The 21,391-nt window shown below is 70.4% G+C and carries 22 protein-coding genes and 1 pseudogene; 13 read left to right on the forward strand and 10 right to left on the reverse strand.

Annotation, left to right across the window (positions count from 1 at the left end):
- Positions 1-54: 54 nt before the first annotated feature.
- Positions 55-636 (forward strand): DoxX family protein, encoded by a 582-nt coding sequence (locus ACOZ35_RS07365; RefSeq protein ID WP_424015739.1) that lies wholly within the window; start codon positions 55-57, stop codon positions 634-636.
- Positions 637-667: 31 nt separating this feature from the next.
- On the opposite strand, the gene fer is transcribed toward ACOZ35_RS07365, so the two are convergent.
- Entirely contained in the window at positions 668-1,324 is a 657-nt protein-coding gene (gene fer / locus ACOZ35_RS07370) for a ferredoxin Fer (RefSeq protein ID WP_424015740.1), read from the reverse strand.
- Positions 1,325-1,464: 140 nt separating this feature from the next.
- Between fer and fen the strand changes: the two genes are divergently transcribed.
- From fen to gcvPB, 4 genes are all read left to right on the forward strand, one after another.
- Positions 1,465-2,442, forward strand: coding sequence for a flap endonuclease-1 (fen, locus tag ACOZ35_RS07375; protein WP_424015741.1), 978 nt, complete (start codon positions 1,465-1,467; stop codon positions 2,440-2,442).
- A 137-nt stretch (positions 2,443-2,579) separates the two neighbouring features.
- Positions 2,580-2,963 (forward strand): glycine cleavage system protein GcvH, encoded by a 384-nt coding sequence (gene gcvH / locus ACOZ35_RS07380; protein ID WP_424015742.1) that lies wholly within the window; start codon positions 2,580-2,582, stop codon positions 2,961-2,963.
- 225 nt (positions 2,964-3,188) lie between these two features.
- A complete protein-coding gene (gene gcvPA, locus ACOZ35_RS07385) occupies positions 3,189-4,517 on the forward strand; it encodes an aminomethyl-transferring glycine dehydrogenase subunit GcvPA (RefSeq protein ID WP_424015743.1) in 1,329 nt (442 codons plus the stop codon).
- Position 4,518: 1 nt separating this feature from the next.
- Entirely contained in the window at positions 4,519-5,949 is a 1,431-nt protein-coding gene (gcvPB, locus tag ACOZ35_RS07390) for an aminomethyl-transferring glycine dehydrogenase subunit GcvPB (RefSeq protein ID WP_424015744.1), read from the forward strand.
- Between the two features lie 30 nt (positions 5,950-5,979).
- Here the strand turns inward: gcvPB and ACOZ35_RS07395 are convergent, their stop codons facing one another.
- Complete coding sequence (locus tag ACOZ35_RS07395; protein WP_424015745.1) at positions 5,980-6,900, reverse strand: helix-turn-helix domain-containing protein; 921 nt, start codon at positions 6,898-6,900, stop codon at positions 5,980-5,982.
- A 198-nt stretch (positions 6,901-7,098) separates the two neighbouring features.
- Between ACOZ35_RS07395 and ACOZ35_RS07400 the strand changes: the two genes are divergently transcribed.
- The 5 genes and pseudogenes from ACOZ35_RS07400 to ACOZ35_RS07420 all read left to right on the forward strand — a co-directional run bounded on the left by ACOZ35_RS07400 (position 7,099) and on the right by ACOZ35_RS07420 (position 11,973).
- Complete coding sequence (locus tag ACOZ35_RS07400) at positions 7,099-8,331, forward strand: threonine synthase (RefSeq protein WP_424015746.1); 1,233 nt, start codon at positions 7,099-7,101, stop codon at positions 8,329-8,331.
- Positions 8,332-8,411: 80 nt separating this feature from the next.
- A pseudogene (gene gnd, locus ACOZ35_RS07405) lies at positions 8,412-9,341 on the forward strand (phosphogluconate dehydrogenase (NAD(+)-dependent, decarboxylating)); the annotation flags it as partial.
- Between the two features lie 101 nt (positions 9,342-9,442).
- Complete coding sequence (locus ACOZ35_RS07410) at positions 9,443-10,231, forward strand: helix-turn-helix transcriptional regulator (protein ID WP_424015747.1); 789 nt, start codon at positions 9,443-9,445, stop codon at positions 10,229-10,231.
- 82 nt (positions 10,232-10,313) lie between these two features.
- Positions 10,314-10,658, forward strand: a complete 345-nt coding sequence (locus ACOZ35_RS07415; protein WP_424015748.1) for a DUF5802 family protein — start codon at positions 10,314-10,316, stop codon at positions 10,656-10,658.
- Between the two features lie 406 nt (positions 10,659-11,064).
- Positions 11,065-11,973, forward strand: a complete 909-nt coding sequence (locus tag ACOZ35_RS07420) for a Vms1/Ankzf1 family peptidyl-tRNA hydrolase (protein ID WP_424015749.1) — start codon at positions 11,065-11,067, stop codon at positions 11,971-11,973.
- Between the two features lie 27 nt (positions 11,974-12,000).
- Here ACOZ35_RS07420 and ACOZ35_RS07425 read toward each other — a convergent pair whose 3' ends face one another.
- The 5 genes from ACOZ35_RS07425 to ACOZ35_RS07445 all read right to left on the reverse strand — a co-directional run bounded on the left by ACOZ35_RS07425 (position 12,001) and on the right by ACOZ35_RS07445 (position 14,095).
- Positions 12,001-12,420: a rhodanese-like domain-containing protein gene (locus tag ACOZ35_RS07425; protein WP_424015750.1), complete on the reverse strand. Its 420-nt coding sequence runs from the start codon at positions 12,418-12,420 to the stop codon at positions 12,001-12,003.
- A complete protein-coding gene (locus ACOZ35_RS07430; RefSeq protein WP_424015751.1) occupies positions 12,420-12,746 on the reverse strand; it encodes a cupin domain-containing protein in 327 nt (108 codons plus the stop codon). Before ACOZ35_RS07430 ends, ACOZ35_RS07425 begins: the two co-directional genes overlap by 1 nt.
- Positions 12,747-12,823: 77 nt before the next feature.
- Positions 12,824-13,357: a cob(I)yrinic acid a,c-diamide adenosyltransferase gene (locus ACOZ35_RS07435; protein WP_424015752.1), complete on the reverse strand. Its 534-nt coding sequence runs from the start codon at positions 13,355-13,357 to the stop codon at positions 12,824-12,826.
- Positions 13,354-13,593 (reverse strand): glutaredoxin family protein, encoded by a 240-nt coding sequence (locus ACOZ35_RS07440; RefSeq protein ID WP_424015753.1) that lies wholly within the window; start codon positions 13,591-13,593, stop codon positions 13,354-13,356. The genes ACOZ35_RS07435 and ACOZ35_RS07440 overlap by 4 nt, the downstream gene beginning before the upstream one ends.
- 103 nt (positions 13,594-13,696) lie before the next feature.
- A complete protein-coding gene (locus ACOZ35_RS07445) occupies positions 13,697-14,095 on the reverse strand; it encodes an acyl-CoA thioesterase (protein ID WP_424015754.1) in 399 nt (132 codons plus the stop codon).
- Positions 14,096-14,256: 161 nt separating this feature from the next.
- Here ACOZ35_RS07445 and ACOZ35_RS07450 point away from each other — a divergent pair, with 161 nt between their 5' ends.
- Positions 14,257-14,736, forward strand: coding sequence for an Lrp/AsnC family transcriptional regulator (locus tag ACOZ35_RS07450; protein WP_424015755.1), 480 nt, complete (start codon positions 14,257-14,259; stop codon positions 14,734-14,736).
- A gap of 31 nt (positions 14,737-14,767) precedes the next feature.
- On the opposite strand, the gene ACOZ35_RS07455 is transcribed toward ACOZ35_RS07450, so the two are convergent.
- Complete coding sequence (locus ACOZ35_RS07455) at positions 14,768-15,784, reverse strand: amidohydrolase family protein (protein ID WP_424015756.1); 1,017 nt, start codon at positions 15,782-15,784, stop codon at positions 14,768-14,770.
- 267 nt (positions 15,785-16,051) lie between these two features.
- Between ACOZ35_RS07455 and ACOZ35_RS07460 the strand changes: the two genes are divergently transcribed.
- Complete coding sequence (locus tag ACOZ35_RS07460; protein ID WP_424015757.1) at positions 16,052-17,539, forward strand: proton-conducting transporter membrane subunit; 1,488 nt, start codon at positions 16,052-16,054, stop codon at positions 17,537-17,539.
- The gene (locus ACOZ35_RS07465; protein WP_424015758.1) at positions 17,529-20,036 is read left to right on the forward strand and encodes a DUF2309 domain-containing protein; all 2,508 of its coding nucleotides are present in this window, start codon (positions 17,529-17,531) and stop codon (positions 20,034-20,036) included. The genes ACOZ35_RS07460 and ACOZ35_RS07465 overlap by 11 nt, the downstream gene beginning before the upstream one ends.
- Positions 20,037-20,174: 138 nt before the next feature.
- Here ACOZ35_RS07465 and ACOZ35_RS07470 read toward each other — a convergent pair whose 3' ends face one another.
- Positions 20,175-20,519 carry a hypothetical protein gene (locus tag ACOZ35_RS07470; protein WP_424015759.1) on the reverse strand — a complete coding sequence of 115 codons (345 nt, stop codon included), beginning with the start codon at positions 20,517-20,519 and terminating at the stop codon, positions 20,175-20,177.
- Between the two features lie 120 nt (positions 20,520-20,639).
- Positions 20,640-21,314, reverse strand: a complete 675-nt coding sequence (gene phoU / locus ACOZ35_RS07475) for a phosphate signaling complex protein PhoU (protein ID WP_424015760.1) — start codon at positions 21,312-21,314, stop codon at positions 20,640-20,642.
- Between the last annotated feature and the right edge of the window lie 77 nt (positions 21,315-21,391).

Consider the following 21,391-nt stretch of genomic DNA (forward strand, 5'->3'; position numbering starts at 1 on the left):
CCGCCGGTAGATTATTACAGGTGTGTGATGGCCTCTCACTTGGGTGTTACAGACATGGCTACACAACCCTCTGAACGAACGCTTCGCGCGGAGCTACTCGGTCGCAACGTGGAGTTCAACTACTCGGAAACCTGGCTGGCGTACTCGATGCTCGGGCTCCGAGTCGTGATGGCGTGGGTGTTCCTCCAAGCCGGGTTAGAGAAGCTGTTCGAGGGCGGCCTCGCCGACCCGCTCGCGTGGAGTTCCGTGGGGTTCCTCCAGAACGCGATCGCCGAGGCCAACCCGCTGCGGGGCTTGTTCCTCTTCTTCGCGGACTTCGCAGCCATCATCGATCCGATGGTGGTGTTCGGACAGATCCTGATCGGGCTGGCGCTGCTGTTCGGCGTCCTGTTTCGGTTCGCCGCGCTGATGGGAGCGATCATGATGTCGATGTTCTGGACCGCCGCGTGGCAGGGCGGACTCATGGACGGCTTCCCAGTTGCGCACGGCTACTTCGTCGACAGCTCGCTCGTGTACATGCTGATCCTGTTCGGGTTGGGCGCGTGGGGCGCCGGACGAATCGTCGGGATCGACCGGGCGTTAGAGGAGACGGAACTGGTCAAGAACGCCCCTGCGCTGCGGTACCTGCTCGGCTGACCGGGCCGACGAGATCGAACGACCCCCGGGCTCACCGCCGCGTGAACGGCCCGGGCGGGAGGATGAGGTCGTCGAGCTCCGGTCGCTGTTTCACGTTGAACACGATCGACAGCTCGTCGGTCAGCGGGTAGCCGTTACAGGAGAGCCGGAACCCGCGCTCGGCTAAGTCCTCGGGCATGATGTGGTCGGTCGGCTGGGAGAGCTCCCCCTCGGCGAGGTACACGGCGCAGTTCGCGCAGGCACCGCCGCGACAGGAGAAGGGCCACGCGAAGCCGCTGCGCTCGGCGGCCTCCAGCAGACTCTCGTCTGGGTGGACGAGCAGGCGACCGTGGGCGTCGGGGCCGAGGTCGGCGTGGCCGGCCTTCCGGAACAGCTCGTCGTCGTCGAGCGACCAGCCGTAGTCGACGACGGCCTCGTAGTCGAGGAACTCGACGCGGGTCGACTTCGGCTCGCGCGCGTCGTCCCCCTCCGAAAGGTCGACGTCCGCGGGGTCGACTCCACCGTCGCTCCCGTCGCCGTCCCCGTCGCGCTCGGACAGCTCCCGGTAGGCGCGGCGGACGAGCTGGAACTCCTCGATCGAACCGCCCTGGTCGGGGTGCGCGCGCTTCACGCGCTCGCGGTAGGCCCGTTCGATCGCCTCGTCGTCGGCGTCCTCGTCGACTTCCAACACCTCGAACGGGGAGACCATTCAGACACGGACACGTACGCGCGTGACGCACATAAACGGCCCAGAAGTCGGCAGGGAAATGGCGGGGAACTGCGGAGAGCGATCGCCGCCCGCCGCCGGACCCGTGGGCGTTTAAGAGCGGCGCGCCCCTGACTCCGACAATGGGAAACGCCGACCTGCGCGACCTCGCGTCGATCCGCGACGTCCCCTTCGCGGAGCTGGAGGGGAGCGTCGTCGCCGTCGACGCGCACAACTGGCTGTACCGCTATCTCACGACGACGGTCAAGTGGACGAGCGACGAGAAGTACACGACGGCCGACGGCGTCGAGGTCGCGAACCTGATCGGGGTCGTCCAGGGGCTCCCGAAGTTCTTCGAACACGACCTGATCCCGGTAATGGTGTTCGACGGCGCCGTCACCGACCTGAAGGCCGACGAGGTGGCCGAGCGCCGCGAGAAGCGCGAGAAGGCCGAGGAGCGACGGGCGGCGGCCGAGGAGCGCGGCGACGCGGTCGAGGCAGCGCGGCTGGAGGCGCGCACCCAGCGGCTCACCGACACGATCCAGGAGACGACCCGCGAGCTGCTGGAACTGCTCGACGTGCCGATCGTCGAGGCGCCCGCCGAGGGGGAGGCGCAGTGCGCGCACATGGCCGCGACCGGGACCGTCGACCACGCGGGCAGCGAGGACTACGACACCCTGCTGTTCGGCGCGCCGACGACGCTCCGCCAGCTGACGAGCAAGGGCGACCCGGAGCTGATGGACCTCGCGGCGACGCTCGACGACCTCGACCTCGACCGCCAGGGACTCGTCGACGTCGCGATGCTCTGCGGCACCGACTTCAACGAGGGCGTCCGCGGGATCGGGCCGAAGACCGCGGTGACGGCGGTGAAAGAGCACGGCGACCTGTGGGGCGTCCTCGACGCGCGCGACGCCGAGATCCCGAACGCCGAGGCGATCCGCGAGCTGTTCATGGACCCGCCGGCCGAGGACGTCGCGGTCGACGCCGACGTGAACCCCGACGTCGAGGCCGCCCGGGCGTACGTCGTCGACGAGTGGGGCGTCGACGCCGACGAGGTCGAGCGCGGGTTCGAGCGCATCGCGGAGTCGCAGGTCCAGACCGGGCTCGACCGGTGGACCTGACGGGGCGCGTCGAGACGGTCCGACGCTCGTCCGCCGTCGAGACCGCCGCGAACACACCTTTTATTTCCTCGTCGTCAGAAGGGTGATTCACACGTGTCGCGGGCCGGATCCCGAGCGGCCCGCGGCGACCCTGACCAATGAGCTTCGACGTTCCCGACGACAGACGGTATCTAGAATCGCACGAGTGGGCGACGACCGGCGGCGAGGCCGTTCGGATCGGCGTCTCCGACTTCGCGCAGGACGAGCTCGGCGACGTGGTGTTTGTCGAACTCCCCGAGGTCGGCGACGAGATCGCGGCCGGCGAGTCGTTCGGCGTCGTCGAGTCGATCAAGGCCGTCTCGGACCTGTACGCGCCCGTCTCGGGCGAGGTCGTCGCGGTCAACGAGGAGCTGTTCGACCGCCCGGAGCTCGTCAACGAGGACCCGTACGGCGACGGCTGGATGCTCGAGGTCGAGCCCGCCGACGGCGGCGACGCCGAGGGGCTCCTCGACGCCGACGAGTACGACGACCAGATCGCTTGATCGCCGGACCGACACCGAGAACGGACCGCGGACGGACGCCGAGAACGGAACCCGGACCCCGGACGACACACCTACCCGACACACGACCATGACCACGCCACCTTCCGACGCCACTACACCCGCGAACCGCCGACCCGCGAACCGACGAGCCGCGAACGGACGACCCGCGAACCGACGGGCTACAGACGAGCGGTCGACCGACCGCGGACGAGGCGAGACGCACCGATGAGCCGGGCGAACGGCACGCCGTACGCGCCCCACACCGACGACGAGACCGCGGCGATGCTGGCGGAAATCGGCGTCGACGACGAGGAGGCGCTGTTCGACATCCCCGAGTCGGTCGCCTTCGACGGCGACTTCGGCATCGACGCGCGCACCGAACGCGAGATCCGGGACGAGTGCGCCCGGGTCTTCGCGCGCAACGACGACCTCACGGAGTTCCTCGGCCGGGGCCACTACGGTCACTACGTGCCGAGCGTCGTCGACCACCTCGCGGACCGCGCGGAGTTCCTCACGAGCTACACGCAGTACCAGCCGGAGGTCTCGCAGGGGTTCCTCCAGGCCCTCTTCGAGTACCAGTCGATGCTGGTCGAGCTCACCGGGCTCGACGTCGCGAACTGCTCGATGTACGACGCCGCGACGGCGCTCGGCGAGGCCGCGACGCTCGCGGACCGCGTCCGGTCGACCTCGGGCGACACCGTTCTCGTCCCGGAACAGCTCCGCGAGGGGAAGCGGGCGGTGCTGGAGAACTACTGCGACGGCGCCGACCTGACCGTCGAGGCGTACCCGATGGCCGACGGGACGGCCGACGTCGACGCGCTCGCCGACCGCGCGGGCGACGACGTCGTCATGGTGTACGCCGAGAGCCCGACCGTCCGCGGCTGCATCGAGGAGCGGCTGGCGGCGATCGGCGAGACAGCTGACGAGACGGACGCGCTGTTCGCGCTCGGCTCCGACGTGGTCGCGCTGTCGGTGCTGGAGTCGCCGGCGGCGGTCGGCGCCGACGTCGTCGTCGGCGAGGCCGGCTCGCTCGGCCTGCCGACCGCCTACGGGATGGGACTCGGGCTCTTCGCCTGCCGCGACGACTTCCTCCGGCAGGTGCCCGGTCGGCTCGTCGGCGCGAGCGGGGACGCGAACGGCGACCGCGCGTACACGCTGACGCTCCAGACCCGCGAACAGCACATCCGCAAGGAGCGGGCCACCTCGAACATCTGCACGAACCAGGCGTGGGTCGCGCTCCGAGCGGCGATCCACGCGGCGACGCTCGGCCCCGACGGGCTCGTCGACCTCGCGAACGACTGCGTCCGCGAGGCGGAGGCGCTGGCGGCCCGGATCGACGAGCTGTCCGGCGCGGCCGCGCCCGTCCACGACCGTCACCACTTCCGGGAGTTCGCGGTGCGCGTCGACCAGCCCGCGCCAGCCGTCGCGGAGGACCTGGAGGCCGAAGGGTTCGCGGTCCACGCGATCGGCGACCACCTGCTTCAGGTGTGCGTCACCGACCTCAACGCGGGGGAGACGGACGGGCTCGTCGAAGCCTTAGAGGGGGTGCTGTGAGATGATCCACGACCAAGCGAACTACGAGCGAGAGGGAGAGGACGTCCGCGAGCCGCTGCTCTCGGAGAAAGGGCAAGCGACCGTCGACGTGCGGGAGGACTCCCCGCTCCCCGACGACCTCACCCGCGAGGAGCTGACGCTGCCGAACCCCTCGGAGCCGGAGACGGCGCGCCACTACACCCGGCTGTCGCAGATGAACTGGGCGATCGACTCGGGGCCGTACCCGCTGGGGAGCTGCACGATGAAGTACAACCCCAAGTTCACCGAGGACGTGGCGGCGGACCCGAACGCGGCGATCCACCCCGACCGCTCCGCGCGCTCCGCGCAGGGGAACTTAGAGCTCCAGTACCGGCTCCAGGAGGTCCTCGCGGACATCGGCGGGATGGACGCCGTCACGCTCCAGCCGCCCGCCGGCGCCGCCGGCGAGCTCACGGGGATCCTCGTCGCGAAGGCGTACCACGAGCACCACGGAAACGACCGCTCGGAGGTCGTGATTCCCGCGTCGGCCCACGGGACGAACTTCGCGACGGCCGCGACCGCGGGCTACGACGTCGTCGAACTCCCCTCGGGCGAGGACGGCCGCGTCGACCTGGAGGCGCTTGAGGCGGCCGTCGGCGACGACACCGCCGCCCTCATGTTAACGAACCCGAACACGGTCGGGCTCTTCGAGCGCGACATCACGGAGATCGCCGACATCGTCCACGACGCCGGCGGGCTGCTCTACTACGACGGCGCCAACCTCAACGCGCTGCTCGGCCGCGGCCGCCCCGGCGACATGGGGTTCGACGTGATGCACTACAACGTCCACAAGACGTTCGCGACGCCCCACGGCGGCGGCGGTCCCGGCGCCGGCCCGGTCGGCGTCGTCGACGAGCTGGCGCCGTTCCTCCCGACGCCCCGCGTGCGCGAGGCCGAGGAGGGGTCGGGATACGAGCGCTTCGAGCCGCCCCACACGATCGGGAAGGTCCACGGCTTCGCCGGCAACTGGCTCGTGTCGATCAAGGCGTACGCGTACGTCGCCCGACTCGGCGACGAGGGGCTCGCGGACGCCGCCGCGAAGGCCGTCCTCAACGCGAACTACCTCGCCGAGCGGATCGATCTGGACGTTCCCTTCGGTCCGTTCCACCACGAGTTCGCCGCGACCGCGGGCGACCGCGACGCGGCCGACGTCGCCAAGCGCATGCTCGATTTCGGCGTCCACCCGCCGACGACGAAGTGGCCGGAGATGGTGCCGGAGGCGATGCTGACCGAGCCGACCGAGATCGAGGGGCAGTCGTCGCTCGACGACCTCGCGGAGGCGTTCAACCTCGCGTACGCCGACACCGACGAGGCGCTCGACGCGGCCCCGAACCGGACCGCCGCGGGCCGCATCGATCAAGTCGGCGCCGCACGGAACCCGCGGCTCTCGTGGCAGGCGCTCGACGGAGAGTAGCCGCTCGGGTACTGGAGAAGATCGGCCGCGTCAGGGCTCGGTCGCCGCCGACCGCACCGGCTCCTCGCGGTCGCCGGCGTCGAACTCGTCCGCGTCGTGGTCGTCGGCGTTGGACTCCTCGTCGTCGCGGTCGTCCGCGTCGCGCTCCGCGGCGTCAAACTTCTCGTCGTCGACCGCGGCGGTCTCCGAAGACGCGGACTCGCCAGCCGCGGCGCCCCCGTCGTCCGCCTCCGAAGCGAACGGCCCCTCGCCGTCGACGAACCGCCGCATCACCCGCCCCTCGGCGCGGTGGAGCGTCTCGCTACACGTCGACTTCGCTATCTTGTTCGCCTCGGCCAGTTCCGTGAGCGTACACCGGCGCGGAGTGTCGTAGTACCCCGCCCGAACCGCCTCGAAGACGAGGTCGCGCTGCGCCTCGGTGAGCGTCCGGTCCGGGTCGTCGTCCCCGGTGGCGGCGACGCCGACCGTCATCCCGTCGCCCGCGAGCCGGCGCCCGAACGCCTCGATCCGTCCCTGGTCGCCGACGACCGTCACCGCCGCGCGGCCGTCGACGACCTCGACCGTCGATTCGATCGGGAGGCCGACCGCCCGCGCCGCGGGGAGGTACGCGGGGGCGCGCCCGACCACCCGGAGCGTGCGGACGTCGCCGCGGCGCTCGACGGTCGTCACACGCGAGACGCGTTCGTGGTCGCGGAGCGCCGCCTCGACGCGGTCCCTGTCGGTGCCGCCGACGCGGACCGTGGCGGCCACCTCGGGGTCCCCCTCGGTCGGCTGCTGATCGTTGCCGTCGACCGCAGTCGAACCGTCGGCGGCCGCGCCGGCGTGAGCGTCGAGCGCGACGTCGACCGCGATCGTCTCCGCGACCCGGAGCGTCGCCGCGGGGACGCGCCGGGAGGCGTCCCCGAGCCACGATCCGGTCGGGAGGTCCACCCGCAGGTCGGTTCGGCTCATCGGTCCCACCTCAGTTCTCCCGGCGGATCGGACACGGTCGCTGATACGGGCATCTCGTCGGAACGTACGACGGCGGTGCCCCTCCGCGTACCCCTTCATACGTTTCGAACCTAAGTACCCGCGACGGTCGCGGCGCAGAACGGCCCGGCGTCCGCCGCGACCGCAGCACCGAAGGCCCCGGCACGCGAGCGGGGCCCCATGGAAACGACAGACGCGTTCATCGGCCTGACCTGCGTCGACTGCGGGGAACCGTTCGACGCGGAGACGGCGACGCACCGCTGTCCCGACTGCGACGGGGTTCTCGACCCCGACTACGACTACGACCAGGTCGAGCTGACGCCGGAGACGCTCGACTTGCGGCCCGACGGCTCGATGTGGCGGTACGCGGAGCTGCTCCCGTTCCCGGCCGAGACGGCCGTGTCGCTCGGCGAGGGCGCCACGCCGCTCGTCGAGTGCCCGGCGCTGGCGGACGCGATGGGCGTCGGCCGCGTCCTCCTGAAAGACGAGGGCGCGAACCCCACGGGGACGTTCAAGGACCGGGGACAGTCGGCCGCGATGACGGCCGCGCGCGAGCACGGCGCGAGCGAGGTCGCGCTGAACAGCGCCGGCAACGCGGGGCAGGCGGCCGCGGCGTACGCGGCCCGCGCGGACTTGGACGCGCACGTGTTCCTCCCCTCGCGGGCAGGGTTCACCCAGAAGGCGATGACGGAGGTCCACGGCGCGGACCTCACCGTCACCGATCCGATCGACGGGAACTCCCAGATCGGCGACGCCGGGAAGGCGTACGCCGCGGCGATGGACGACCACCCCGAGTGGTACTCGACGAAGACGTTCGTCACGCCGTACCGCCACGAGGGGAAGAAGACGATGGCGCTGGAGCTGTTGGCGCAGCTCGACTGGGAGGCGCCCGACGGCGTCGTCTACCCGACCGGCGGCGGCGTCGGGCTGGTGGGGATGCACAAGGCCGCTCGGGAGGCGAAGGAGTTGGGCTGGACCGACGAGCTGGTCCCGATGTACGCCGCGCAGGCCGCGGGCTGCGCGCCGGTCGTCCGCGCCTACGAGTCGGGCGCGGAGCGCCACGAGCCGATCCCGGACGACGAGGTCGACACGGCCTGTAACGGGATCGCGATCCCGGACCCGGGCGCGAGCGGCCTCATCCTGAAGGCGATCCGCGAGTCCGACGGCGGGGCGGTGGCGACGACGGACCGGGAGATCCTCGACGCCGCCATCGAGGTCGCGCGCGAGGAGGGACTGGAGGTGGGCGCCACCTGCGCGGCCGCCGTCTCGGGGGCGTACGCGCTCGCTGAGTCCGGAGAGTTCGGCCCCGACGACACGGTCGTCCTGTTGAACACCGGCGCGGGCAACAAGGACGTGGACGCGCTTCGCGCGCACCTCGGCGAGCGGGAGGTAGAGGCAGAGGCCGGCGAGTAGGCGACGACGGAGCGAGCGGCTGTGGACGCGGCCGAGGCGCTGAGAGGAGCCGAACCGGAACCACTACGGCGGGTGGTCGCCACCCCTCGCGCATGGAACTCGGCGTCATCGGACTCGGGCGGATGGGGCAGATCGTCGCGAACCGGTCGCTGGAAGCGGGCCACGACGTGGTCGCGTTCGACCTCTCGGCGGAGGCGACCGCGGAGGCGGCGGAGAACGGCGCGGAGCCGGCCGACTCGGTTGCGGACCTCTGTGAACGGTTGGAGGGATCGGGCGAGGGTGAGGAAAAGCGGATCTGGCTGATGGTGCCCGCGGGCGACGCGGTCGACGCCACGCTCGCGGACTTGGAGCCGCACCTCGACGGCGAGGACGTCGTCGTCGACGGCGGCAACTCGCACTTCGAGGATTCGGTGCGTCGCGCCGAGGAAACGGACGCCGCCTACCTCGACTGTGGCACCTCCGGCGGGCCGGCGAGCGCGGAGGCGGGCTTCTCGCTGATGGTCGGCGGCCCCGAGTGGGCCTACGAGGCGCTCGTGCCGGTGTTCGACGCGGTGGCGACCGGCCCGGACGGCCACGACCGGATGGGCGAGTCCGGGTCCGGTCACTACGTGAAGATGGTCCACAACGGCGTCGAGTACGCGCTGATGCAGGCGTACGGCGAGGGGTTCGAACTGCTCACGGACGGGCGCTACGACCTCGACATGGAGTCGGTCGCGCGAACCTGGAACAACGGCGCCGTGATCCGGTCGTGGCTGCTGGAGCTCTGCGAGGAGGCGTTCCGCGAGGAGGGGTCGGACCTCGGCGACGTGGCGGACCACGTCGCGGGCGGCTCGACGGGCACGTGGACGGTCCAGGAGGCGCTCGAACAGGAGGTGCCCGTCCCCATCATCTATCAGGCGCTCGCGGAGCGGTTCGACTCCCGCAACGAGGGGCGCTTCTCGCGCCGGCTCGCGAACCGACTCCGGTACGGATTCGGTCGCCACGAGGTCGCGCGGCGCGACGACCCGTAACCCGCCGGGGCGCCGACGGCATCGGTGCGGTCACACCCGTGTGCGGCGAGAAGTCCTTCCTCAGCAACACGTATCACTGCGGAGGTCACACGTGTACACCTGTGCTCGACCTCGCCTTCGCCCGTCGGCAGTACCTCGCCCGTCTCGCAGACGGCCCCGCACGGATCCGGGACCTCGTCGACGAGTTCGAGCACTCCAGGTCGACGGTCAATCGCGCGATCCGAGCCCTCGAGGAGGACCGACTCGTCGAGCGCGGGTCGAACGGCTACGAGGCGACGTTCGCCGGTCGGATCCTCTTAGACACCGTCGACGAGGCGGTCGCGGTCGCGGAGGCGGTCGAGTCGGCGAACGACATCCTCAACGAGCTCCCGTCGTCGCCGCGGAACCACCGGTTCCTCGCGGACGCCGAGGTGGTGACGATAACGGATACGTCGCCGGCGGCGGTGCTGTCCCGGTTCCACCGCGTCGCCGAGACGGCCGACCGGTTACGGGGGGCGTCGATCGCCGCCAACGACGAGCAGTTCGTTTCGGCGCTGTACCGCCGTACCGTCGTCGAGGAGTCGCTGGAGCTGTCGTACGTCCTGACGGAGTCGGTCGCGGACTACCTGGCCGCAGAGAGCCCCGAGCGAGCCCGCTCCATCGTCGACGCCGGGGTGGAAATGAGCGTCGTCGCCGACCTCCCGTTCGCGTGGTACCTGAGTACCGTCGACGATCGGACGACGGCGTACCTCGCGATCCACGGCGACAAGGGCAAGTTCCTCGGGTACGCGGCTAACGACGACCCGTGTGCCGTGGAGTGGCTCGCCGAGCTGTTCGACGCCCAGCGCGACCGCGGCACGTCGCTGGCGGCGTACTACCGCTCGAACGACGGCGACGCGATCGGACTGTGATGGGCGCCCCGGCCGAATCTCAGCGCGCGTGAGCCGCGGGAAACGCTTATATACTGTCGTGGTAGAGGATACCACGCATAGAATGTTTGAGCGATTCTCGAGCGGCTACTACCTGGGGGAACTGTACGTGGAACCCCGCGACGGCGAGCGCGCCGTCATCCAGCGGGCGGACCACGAACGCGTCAACGAGCAGCTGTACGCGGACGGCGAGGGGATCGAGCGACTCGACGCCCCGCTCGTGATGAAGGTCGACGGCGGCCACATCCCGGTCGGCGGCGACGACGACGTACCCAGCGGCACGCTCGCGATCCCTCAGGAACTTGCCGACGAGACGCTCCCGGACCGTCGAAACGTGCTGTTGGCGGACGCAGACCGCGCCGAGAAGTTGTTGCGCTGGGAGGGGTGGGAGCCATACGTGAACGCGTAGTAGGACGAGGAATAGAACTCCGTTTTTCGTGTTGACCGTGGGTTCTGTTTATAAATAGGTAGTCAGGCTCTGGTGGGGACCACCTCCAAAGCCCCAGCCGTGAGGCCGCAGTACGCTCGTTGCGCTCCTCGCTCGCTCCGCTCGCTGCGGTGCTTGCGTCGCCTACTGCGGCCTCACGGCTGCCCCTTTGAGTCCCGCCCCGCACCGCACAGCCCCGCGCCTCACACCTCCCCAGCCTCGCCGCTCACGCCCTCCGGGCGTTCGCGGCGTCCCTCGCGCGTGCGGTTCGCGCCGCGGTGCGGCGCTCACCGGCACGCGCCACCGCACAGTGTTTATTTATAAGTGGTGCCAGTAGCGTCGCCGGCGCAGACGCACCTTTTAGGTCGCAGGGAGTCGCGGATTCGGTATGATCGACAGGCTGCTCGGGCGCGCCGAGCTGAAAGAGCGGATCGAGGAGCTGGAGGAGGAGAAGCGCCACCTCGAACGCCGCGCCGAGGCCGAAGAGGAGCGGCGCTCCGACGCGGTCGCCGACCGCCAGCGCGCCGAGGAGCGCGTCAACGAGCTCGAACACCGGATCGAGTCGCTCGAAGAGCGGCTGGAGCGCGCCGAGGGCACCGAGGCGTCCGTCGATTTCCGGCGCGTGAGCGACTACAGCGGCGCGCGGTTGGCCGACGTCCTCAACCGCTTCCGCACCGTCGAGAGCGACGACCCCGAGGGGCTGCTCACGGCGTTCGTCCCGGACGCCGACTCGGTCCCGACGACCGTCTCGGACTGGTTCGGCGACCGCACGGAACTGGTCCGGCGGGCCGCGCCCGCGGTCGTCCTCGCCGACGACACCGGCGCCGTGAGTGCGGCGCTGACGCCGCCGATCGAGCCCGAACCGTTCGACCGGTGGGGCGACCGATTCCGACTCGACGACGCGTGGTTCCGGCCGACCGGCCGGTTCGCGTTCGCCGTCGTCCGCTCGGACACCTTCGCCGTCGGTACCTACGAGGGCGACGAGCGGGTCGCCTTCGAGGGGTTCGCGAGCGACGTGAAGGAGGCCCACTCGAAGGGCGGCTTCTCACAGGGGCGCTTCGAGCGCCGCCGCGAAGGGCAGATCGACGACCATCTGGAGAAAGCGAACGAAGCGCTCGCGGAGGTCGCGGAGGCGAAGGATCTCGACCGTGTGATCGCCGTCGGCGAGCGTAGCGTCCTCGGTCGGGTGCGCGACCGCGCCGACGTCACCGACGTCTCCGACGCCACCGGGAAGCCGAAGGCAGCGCTCGACGACGCGTTCCGCGACTTCTGGCGGGTCCGCGTGCGCGCTATCTGACTCGATTTTTTAAAAGGACCGTCCGCGTCAGAACGGCGACTCGGGGCCTTCGTCCGGATCGGCGTCGGGTTTCTCCGATTCGGTCAGCTCACCAATCTCCTGCTCCCAAGCCTCGATGCCGCCGCGGAGGCTCTCGACGCGCGCGTCCTGCGTGCCCTCGTAGCTGCCGATCAGCTGGGCCGCCTGCTGGCTGGCGACGCCGTGCGGACAGACGGTGACGATCCGCTCTGCGCCCTCCAGCTCCGCGATCCGACTCGTCAGCTCCGGAAACGGGATACACTCGCTGCCGGGGAGATGGCCCCGGTCGAACGCCCGCAGGTCGCGGATGTCGACGATACGGAGCGATTCGGACTCGTCGACCGGACCGTCCGCGGTGCCGTCGGCGGAGCTGCCGCCGCGCTCCTCGAGCAGCGCGGACAGCTCCTCGGGATCGATTTCGCCGTCCATCAGGGGAGGGGAGCGAGGGTGGCCGTGAGCACGGCTCGGTCGTCGGTGTCGTTGCGGGCGCCGTGGACCGCGCCACGCTCGTTCGGCACCACCGCGGGCGCCGCGAGGGCGTCCTCCTCGTCGTCGCGGACCACGGTCGGTTCGCCCTCTATCACGTGGAACACGTTCGTGGCGTCGGCGTGTTCGTGGGCGTCGACCGTCGCGTCCGGGCCGAGCACGAACGCCTTCACGAGCACGTCGTCGGTGACGACGAGTTCCGCGGTCTCGACCTCGCCGGGTGCCGGGTCGAGGTCGGCGACCGCCGCCGCGTAGCTGTCGAGCGTCATATCCGCACCTCGCGCGGGACGCGGAAAAATCGCGCGCTCGGCACCCGGGGCGACCCCGGGGTCGGAACGGAGCGGGCTCAGTACGACGGCGACTCCTCGGGCTCGCCGTCGCGCGCGTTGACGACCCGACCGAGGGTGAAGAGGAGGTCGGAGAGCCGGTTGAGATAGGTGACGACGGCCTCGTTTATCGGCTCCGAGCGCGCGAGGTCGACGACGCGTCGCTCCGCCCGTCGCGCAACGGCGCGCGCGTGGTGGAGCGCAGCCCCAGCCTCGCCGCCGCCGGGCAGGATGAACGACGTGAGCGGCTCCAGCTCCTCGTCGAACGCGTCGATGCGGTCCTCCAGTTCCGCGGTGTGGCTGCTCTCCACCTGCGGGTCGTCCGGGTCGGGGTCGGGGTTCGCGAGGTCGGCCTGGACGATGTGGAGGTGATTCTGGATCGTCTCCAGCAGGTCGTCGACGTCGTCGTGGCCCGTCGGGCGAATCGTGCCGAGCAGCGCGTTCGCCTCGTCGACCGAGCCGTACGCCTCGATGCGGTGGCTCGACTTCGACACCCGGCTCATGTCCCGGAGGTCGGTCTCGCCCTCGTCGCCGCGGCCGGTGTAGATGCTCATGCGAGGGTCCTCTCGACGTACTCGACGATGTTCGCGCTCTCGGCCATCGTCACGCCGCGCTCCTCGTCGACGAGGACAGGGACGCCGCGTTGGCCGCTGACGCGCTTTACCTCGTTGCGCTCGGAGTGGAGGGCCTCCACCCACTCCGTCTCGTAGTCGACGCCCGCCTCATCTAAGGCGTCGGCCGCCTTCTCGCACCACGGACACCCGTCGAGGGCGTACAGTCGAACGCTCATACCGATCGATCCGTCCGCGCCGTCAAGAAGGTGTGCGTCCGGATCGGCCCGGCCGGCTGATATCGATTATCCCGACCGCCTCACAGGCCGTGGTGCGATTCCGTTACAGGCCGTGATACGACTCCATCTCTGCCCGGTGTTCCTCCGGCAGCGGCGCTGGTTTCCCGGTCTCCGGGTCGAGGGAGACGAGCGTCGCTTCGGCCTCGGCGGCGACCGCGTCGCCGACCCGGACCTCGTGAGTCATCGTCGCGCTCGACCGCCCGAGGTCGGCCACGTCGACGGTGACGGTGACCTCGCCGTCGGACAGTTCCACCGGGCGCCGGAAGTCGATCGAGATCGACGCGAGCACCGTCGACACGCCCGAAAGGTCGGCGTCGAGGACGTCGCTGAAGTACCGCGTCCGCGCCTGCTCAATGTACGTCGCGTAAACGGCGTTGTTGACGTGGCCCATCGCGTCGATGTCGCGGAACCGTACGTCGATCTCCGCGGTGTACGTGGTCATATCCGACCCACTGGCGGGCGTCGTATGTAGGCGTCGGGATCGAAGTCACTGACGCGCGGGGCCGACGTCGAGGACGCACCGTGTTCGACGTCGGCGGAGGCGTCGGGGCCGGACTGACGAGCCGGCAACGTATAAAAACAACACGCGCGTATCGACGAGGCATGGACAACGGTGCGATCGACGACGTCGACAGGGCGATCCTGTACGCGCTACAGGAAGACGCGCGGAACACCTCGTCCGGGGACATCGCAGAGCGGACCGGCACCTCGGACAGCACCGTCCGCAAGCGGATCCAGCGGCTCGAGTCCGAGAACGTGATCAAGGGGTACAGCGCCAGCGTCGACTACCAGCGGTCGGGGTACCCGCTCCGGATGCTGCTCTACTGTACCGCGTCGATCCCGGAGCGCGGTGAACTTATCCCGGACATCCTCGAGATCGACGGCGTCGTGTCGGTCCAGGAGCTGGTGACCGGCGAGCAGAACCTCCTCGTGACCGTCGTCGGCGAGTCGGACGACGACATCACGCCGGTGGCGCAGGCGCTCCTCGACATGGGCGTGACCGTCGCCGACGAGGTTCTCGTGCGGACCCACGAGACGACGCCCTTCGGCAGGTTCGACTCGGGGCGGAACGGCGGGGAGTGACCCAGACGAGGTGATCGGGCGGAGGGGGCGTTCAGACGAGGACGCGCTCGACGTCCAGCCCGGTCGCCCGTCGGACGACCGCGCTCACGGGGTCGACCGAGCCGGACAGGTTGTCGGAGTCGCCGTCGAGGACGACGAGCGCCGCCCGCCGGCCCGGTTCGATGACCCCGCAGTCGAGGCCGGCGATCTCGGCGCCCGCGGCGGTTGCCATCCGCAGCACCTCCCGGTCGGTCACGTCGAACCGTTTCGCCGCGGTCGCCATCTCGCGGAACATCGACGGCGGGTTCAACATGACGTTGTCCGTCCCGAGCGCGACCGTCGTGTGGTCGAGCAGCTCCCGAATGGGCGCCTTTCCGACGTCGAGGACCGCGTTCGCGCGCGGGCAGACCGCGACCGGAACGGACTGGTCCGCGACCCGTTCCAAGTGCTCCCGCTCAGCGTGGACCATGTGAACGAGGAGGTCGGGTTCGAGGTCGAGCGCCGGGTGGATGTCGGTCGCATCCGGTTCCCCCGCGTGGATCGCGAAGGGCCGGCCGCGCTCCACGCAGGCGGCGCGCTCCGCCGCGAAGTCGTCGTCGTTCGCGCCGGAGGCGCCGTAGCCGTCGGCGACGTCGAGGACGGACGGGTCGCCGCTTCCGAAGATGAACGGGTCGACGCCCGTCTCGGCGACCGCGTCGCGGAGCGCCCGCGTGCCGGCGGGTCCCGACTCGCGGAAGTCCAGACACGAGACCGTCCCGGTCCGGCGCATGAACCGGAGCGTCCGGCGCATCGCCGACACGAGTTCGTCGCGGTCAGCGGCCGCCAGCCGCCGGTGTTTCAGGCTGTCGGGCGGCGCCACCGCCTCGTCGAGCGAGAGGCCGACCGCCGCCTCCTTCGCGACGGAGTCACCGAGGTGGGTGTGCGCGTTGACGAACGCCGGGATCACGACGTCCGTCGAGTCGGTGTCCGTCTCCTCGACGGCCTCGATCCGCCCGTCCTCGACGACGACGCGCCCGCGAACGGGGTCGAACGACTCCCCGACGAGGACGGTCCCAGAGAGTTCCTCCATACCGCCCCTGCGAACTCGGGAACGATATGGTTTCCTGAAGCGGCTTCGGCGAACGGTTCGTGAATACGCGCCGTCAGGTGGCCGACGCGCTCGCCGCTCGGCGGACCGCTCCAATAAACATAATGTTCTATAATTCGGTTTAATCGAACAGTTTGTGAATACAGACAATTTTAATAGGCATTGTGTTCTCGAAGATGAATAGATGCGACCGAAATCGGATCCGGAGTCGCTTCGGAGTCCGAACGCGGTCGCGTGACGAGTCGAACGATGTCAGGACGCACCTCGAAACCGACGGGCGGAGCGCTCCGGGAGACGGCCGAGTCATCGGCCGTCCCCGTCGCACTAACGCGGCTCGCGTGGACGCTGTTCGCCGCGAGCGTCGTCGCGCTCGTCGCCCGAGTCCGACTCGACGGGCCGTGGGAGCTCCCCGGCGCCGTCGCCGTCGACGGGCTCACCGTCCTGCTGTGGGTCGTCGTGACGTTCTTCAGCGGGATCGTCCACAGCTACTCGCGCCGCTACATGGCGGGCAGCGCCCACGAGACCGACTTCTTCCTCGGGGTCTCCGCATTTACGCTCGCCGTGATGGCGCTGGTCGCGGCCGACCATGTCGCGCTGTTCTGGCTCTGCTGGCTGACGATGGGGCTCCTGATGGCGCGGCTCATCGGGACCGTCGACGGCTGGCCGCAGGCCCGGGCCGCCGCGAGCGTCGCCCGCCGGTACTTCCTCGCCAGCAGCGCGCTGCTCGGCGTCGCCGTGACGGCGCTGTGGTGGGCGACGGGTGCGACGACGATCTCGGGTATCGCCGCGGGCGCCGACTCCCTCGGCGGGCCCGCGTGGCTCGTCGCAGGAACGGCGCTCGTCCTCGCGGCGATGATTCAGTCGGCGCTCGTCCCGTTCCACGGCTGGCTGCTCTCCTCGATGACGGCTCCCACGCCGGCGTCGGCGCTGATGCACGCCGGCTTCGTCAACGCGGGCGGCATCCTGTTGACCCGGTTTGCGCCAGTCGTGACCGTCGAGACGTGGCTCATGCTCGCTATCGTGGTCGTCGGCGCCGCGAGCGCGTTGGCCGGAAAGCTGCTCAAGACCGTCCGGTCGGACGTCAAGGGCGAACTGGGCTGCTCGACGGTCGGCCAGATGGGCTTCATGATCGTCCAGGCCGGGCTCGGCTTCTTCGGTGCCGCCGTCACGCACCTCGTCTTACACGGCTTCTACAAGGCGTACCACTTCCTGAGCGCGGGCGACGAGGTCGAGCGCGTCGCCCCGACCGAAGACGGCCACGAACCCGACGGGACGGGCGTCACCGGCGCGGTCGTCGTCCTGCTGACCGGGCTGGCGGGCGGCGCGACGTTCGCGCTCCTGACGGGGAAGGGGACGAGCGTCGACAGCGGGCTGCTGCTCGCGGGGTTCGTGACGCTCACGACGCTCCACGCGGCCCGGAGCACCGTCCGCCGGACCGCCCTCTCGACCGCGGCCCGCTACGGGGCGGTCCCGCTGGTCGCGCTCCCCGCCATCGCCGTGTACGCGCTCGCGTACAGGGCCGTCTCGGGGCTGCTCGCCGGGCTGCCGGTCGTCTCCGCCCCGACCGAACTGACCGCGCTCCACGCGCTCGTCGCCGTCGCCTTCCTCGCGGCGTACGCCGGGATCGAGACGGGCGTCCACGAGCGGAGCGAGCGTCTCTACGTCGCGCTGATGAACGCGGGGCAACCCGCACCGAACACCGTCCTGACTGCCACGGAGGAGTACGATGAACGCTGAACCCACCACCCAAGACGACGCGGACGCAATCGGACGCGACGGAGACACCATCGAAGACGACGTCGAGGCGGCCGCGACCGCCGTCGGATCCGTCTGGCCGGTCCACTCGTTCGTGACCGCGAACCCCCTCGCCGGCTTCGAGGACCGGCCGTTCGACGAGGCCGTGAGCCGGGCGACGGACCTCCTCGGCGGCCGCGGCTACCCGCGCGCGGAGACGTTCCAGGCGGCCCTCGACGAGGGACGCATCGACCCCGACCTGCTCGACGCGGAGCTGACCGATCAGGGCTACGATGCCGACCCAGAGGCCCTGCTGGAGCGGCTGGAGAACACCGAAGGGGCCGAGGAATCGAGCGGCGCCGGCGACACGGAGGCGCCGGACCCTGCCGCCGAGCGCGTCGACCGCGTGCTGACGAAGTGGCTGTCGGCGTTCCTCGACGAGGGGCTAGCGGAGTGGGCGATGCCGAACCGCGAGGCCGGGTTCTACGACGCGTTCCGGTCGGTCGCCGCCTACGACGACGATATTCCGAGCGAGGGGCTCGTCGCCGACCTGCCGGCGTCGCCGACCGAGGCGATCGAATCCGCGATGGAACCGTACCCCCGTGACCGCTGGGCGGCCGTCTTCGAGGCGCAGTTCGCCGCGCTCCCCGGCTGGGCCGGACTGCTCAAACAGCGCGCCGAGGACGGCGGCGCGTGGCAGTCCGCGTACCCGATCACGCTGGAGGGGTACCTCGCGGCCCGGCTCGCGCTGGCGGACGCCTTCGGGGTCGACGTCTCGCCACCTGCGGACTCCGACGGGCCGGCGGTCGACCCGAGCGACGAGATCGCCGACGCGTTCCTGAGTGCGTGGGAGGCCACCTACCGCGACGGGCTCGTCGAGCGCGTCGCCGCCGAGAGCGAGGCGCGCGGCGGGGAAAGGGAGGCACGCGAGGCGGACGGCGCGCGCGCCGACGGCGGCGCCTCGGGTCGCCCGGACGCCCAGCTCGTGTTCTGTATCGACACGCGCTCGGAGGTGATCCGCCGGCACGTCGAGGCGACCGGCAACTACGAGACGCACGGCTACGCCGGCTTCTTCGGCGTCCCGATGGAGTACACCGGGTACGACGCCGACGTGTCCGTCGACGCCTGTCCGCCGATCGTCGACCCGCAACATCGCGTCTCCGAGGTTCCGGCCGAAGACGACACGCGGGCGAGCCGCGACCGCTGGGGTACCCTCCGCGAGGCCGCCGGCGAGGTGGTCGAGACGCTGCGGTCGAACCCCGCCACCGCGTTCAGCTTCGTCGAGGGCGCCGGGAGCGGCTACGGCCTCGCGCTTGCCGCCCGCACGCTCGTCCCCGGTCGGGTGTACGACCTGCTCGACGGCGCCGACGACGCGGTGCCGGGCGACCACGAGTTCTGCGAGCCAGGCGTCCACGAGCACGACGACTCCGGCAGGGGGCTTCCGAGGGGGCTCACCCGCGACGAGAAGGTCGAGTACGCCGCGACCGCGTTCGAGCTGATGGGGTGGGAGGCGTTCGGTCGCCTCGTCGTCTTCACGGGCCACGCGGCCAAGACGGCGAACAACCCCTACGACTCCAGCCTCGACTGCGGCGCCTGCGCCGGCAACCCGGGCGGTCCGAACGCCCGCGCGCTCGCCGCGATCTGCAACGACCCCGAGGTGAAGGCGGGCCTGCGCGAGCGCGGGATCGACGTGCCCGACGACACCGTCTTCCTCGCGGCCGAACACAACACGACGACCGACGAGATCGAGCTGTACGACGGCGACGTGCCCGACTCGCACGCGGCGGACCTCGAACGGCTGCGTTCGGACCTCGACGCCGCCCGCGAGCGCGCCGCCGCCGAGCGCACGGGGGGAGAGGCCGAGGGCCCGGCCGTTCGGGAGACCGAGCGCCGCGCCGCCGACTGGGCCGAGACGCGCCCGGAGTGGGGGTTGGCGGGCAACGCCGGCTTCGTCGTCGGCCCCCGCGAGCTGACGAGCGACATCGACCTCGACGGGCGCGCCTTCCTCCACTCGTACGACTGGTCGACCGATCCGGACGGCGACGCGCTGGAGGCGATCCTCGCCGGCCCGATGGTCGTCACGCAGTGGATCAACGCGCAGTACTACTTCTCGACGGTCGACAACGCGGCGTACGGGAGCGGGTCGAAGGTGACCCACAACCCCGTCGGCAACGTCGGCGTCTACCAGGGCAACGGCGGCGACCTCATGACGGGCCTCCCGCTCCAGTCGGTCATGGCCGCCGCCGGCGAGCCGTACCACCAACCGCTCCGGCTCTCGACGGTCGTCCACGCGCCGGTCGACCGCGTCACCGATGTCCTGGCCGACAACGAGGCGGTAACCGGACTGCTGGACAACGACTGGCTCTCGCTGACGGTCGTCGACCCGACGCGCGGCCACCGCGCCTTCGAGTACGAGGGAGAGTTAGCGTGGGCGCCGACGCCCGAGGAGACCGAACCGCGCGCCGAGCCGCGGAAGACGCCCGCCGTCGCCGACGACTGAGTCGGCGTTCGGGTCGCGGAGGCGGCGCCGGCGGCGAACGCGATTCGACGCGGTTCGTATATCAGCACGGCGTTTACCGCGGGGCCGTGCGCCCGCCGTGATGGATTCGAACGGCCGACCGAAAACGAGGGGGAACGCTTAGACGCCGGGGACGCCGAACGCGCTGATTCCGAGACCGAGAACGCCGTTCAGGACGGCGATGACGATCAGGGCGGCCGCCCACGCGACGAGCCCCATGATCGCCGCGTCCTTCCACCCGCCGGGGTACCGCCACTTGATGACCCACACCCACGCGACCAGCGCGACCACGGATCCGATCACCGGGATCAGCGATCCGATCGCCCACGCGAGGGCACCGAGCAGCGCCGTGACCACCGCGTGCGAGTAGTCGTCGACGCCCGCGACGACGCGGCCGCTAATATAAATTCCCAACCCACCGACCAACAGCGCGACGACAAACGAGACGAGTGCTCCAAGAACCATGTGTACGCCCTCTCGGGTCAGACGGATATAACACGGGGACAGCGTCTCTCTCGGTGACACGTCGGGGGCGGCCCACCGACGCGGCGAGTCCTCGCCACTCGGAGGGACCGCGGTTCCCGCTCAGTACAGTAACTCGTCGTCGTTCTCGATCATGTACAGCGACCGGGCGGCGATGTTGACCGCGTGGTCGCCGACGCGTTCGAGGTCGCGGATCGTGAGGAGGAGCCGCGAGACGTTGCGCATCGTCGCCTCCACATCCTCGTCCTCGCGGAGCTCGTCGCGCTCGATGAGGTCGCGGACGACGAGCTCGCTCGCGGCCTCGCAGGCGGCGTCGAGCTCGTCGTCCGACTCGGCGACGGCGTAACAGCGCTCGGGGTTCGACTCCGCGTACGCGTCCATCGCGTCCTGGAGCATCGACAGCGTGTCGTCACCGATGCGCTGGACGTCGACGTCGGGGAACACCTCGCGGTCCGCCCGCTTGGCGTACTCTCCGAGGTTCGTCGCGAGGTCCGCGATCCGCTCGAGGTCGGTGATGATCTTGAACGACGCCGCGATGAATCGCAGGTCTCCGGCGACCGGCTGCTGAAGCGCGATGAGGTCCGTACACTGCCCTTCCAGTTCGAGGTAGAGCTCGTTGATCTCGGCGTCGCCGGCGATCACTTCCTCGCCTAACTCCTCGTCCTGCCGTTCGAGGGCATCGAGCCCCATGCGGAGGCGCTCGGCGACCACTTCGCTCATGTAAAGGACGTCGTCGCGGAGCCCCTCCAGTTTCGTTTGGTACTGTTCGCGTGGCATCTTGGCATATCCGCCTCGCCCGACGCACAAAAGCACGTCGGCGACGGCGATTTACCGGAGATTATCTCTGGTTGTCC

The organism is Halorubrum xinjiangense, assembly GCF_049604745.1.
GTDB lineage: Archaea > Halobacteriota > Halobacteria > Halobacteriales > Haloferacaceae > Halorubrum > Halorubrum xinjiangense_A.

What these genes read in the sequence shown, in the direction of transcription:
- ACOZ35_RS07435 (WP_424015752.1), bottom strand. Translation starts at nt 13,357, where the DNA reads ATGAGCATCTACACCGGCCGCGGCGACGAGGGCGAGACCGACCTCCGG.
- ACOZ35_RS07395 (WP_424015745.1), bottom strand. Translation starts at nt 6,900, where the DNA reads ATGAGCCGAACCGACCTGCGGGTGGACCTCCCGACCGGATCGTGGCTC.
- ACOZ35_RS07400 (WP_424015746.1), top strand. Translation starts at nt 7,099, where the DNA reads ATGGAAACGACAGACGCGTTCATCGGCCTGACCTGCGTCGACTGCGGG.
- ACOZ35_RS07365 (WP_424015739.1), top strand. Translation starts at nt 55, where the DNA reads ATGGCTACACAACCCTCTGAACGAACGCTTCGCGCGGAGCTACTCGGT.
- ACOZ35_RS07450 (WP_424015755.1), top strand. Translation starts at nt 14,257, where the DNA reads ATGGACAACGGTGCGATCGACGACGTCGACAGGGCGATCCTGTACGCG.
- ACOZ35_RS07425 (WP_424015750.1), bottom strand. Translation starts at nt 12,420, where the DNA reads ATGGACGGCGAAATCGATCCCGAGGAGCTGTCCGCGCTGCTCGAGGAG.
- ACOZ35_RS07470 (WP_424015759.1), bottom strand. Translation starts at nt 20,519, where the DNA reads ATGGTTCTTGGAGCACTCGTCTCGTTTGTCGTCGCGCTGTTGGTCGGT.
- ACOZ35_RS07420 (WP_424015749.1), top strand. Translation starts at nt 11,065, where the DNA reads ATGATCGACAGGCTGCTCGGGCGCGCCGAGCTGAAAGAGCGGATCGAG.
- gcvPA (WP_424015743.1), top strand. Translation starts at nt 3,189, where the DNA reads ATGAGCCGGGCGAACGGCACGCCGTACGCGCCCCACACCGACGACGAG.
- gcvH (WP_424015742.1), top strand. Translation starts at nt 2,580, where the DNA reads ATGAGCTTCGACGTTCCCGACGACAGACGGTATCTAGAATCGCACGAG.
- ACOZ35_RS07455 (WP_424015756.1), bottom strand. Translation starts at nt 15,784, where the DNA reads ATGGAGGAACTCTCTGGGACCGTCCTCGTCGGGGAGTCGTTCGACCCC.
- gcvPB (WP_424015744.1), top strand. Translation starts at nt 4,519, where the DNA reads ATGATCCACGACCAAGCGAACTACGAGCGAGAGGGAGAGGACGTCCGC.
- ACOZ35_RS07440 (WP_424015753.1), bottom strand. Translation starts at nt 13,593, where the DNA reads ATGAGCGTTCGACTGTACGCCCTCGACGGGTGTCCGTGGTGCGAGAAG.
- ACOZ35_RS07445 (WP_424015754.1), bottom strand. Translation starts at nt 14,095, where the DNA reads ATGACCACGTACACCGCGGAGATCGACGTACGGTTCCGCGACATCGAC.
- ACOZ35_RS07460 (WP_424015757.1), top strand. Translation starts at nt 16,052, where the DNA reads ATGTCAGGACGCACCTCGAAACCGACGGGCGGAGCGCTCCGGGAGACG.
- ACOZ35_RS07465 (WP_424015758.1), top strand. Translation starts at nt 17,529, where the DNA reads ATGAACGCTGAACCCACCACCCAAGACGACGCGGACGCAATCGGACGC.
- fer (WP_424015740.1), bottom strand. Translation starts at nt 1,324, where the DNA reads ATGGTCTCCCCGTTCGAGGTGTTGGAAGTCGACGAGGACGCCGACGAC.
- fen (WP_424015741.1), top strand. Translation starts at nt 1,465, where the DNA reads ATGGGAAACGCCGACCTGCGCGACCTCGCGTCGATCCGCGACGTCCCC.
- ACOZ35_RS07430 (WP_424015751.1), bottom strand. Translation starts at nt 12,746, where the DNA reads ATGACGCTCGACAGCTACGCGGCGGCGGTCGCCGACCTCGACCCGGCA.
- phoU (WP_424015760.1), bottom strand. Translation starts at nt 21,314, where the DNA reads ATGCCACGCGAACAGTACCAAACGAAACTGGAGGGGCTCCGCGACGAC.
- ACOZ35_RS07415 (WP_424015748.1), top strand. Translation starts at nt 10,314, where the DNA reads ATGTTTGAGCGATTCTCGAGCGGCTACTACCTGGGGGAACTGTACGTG.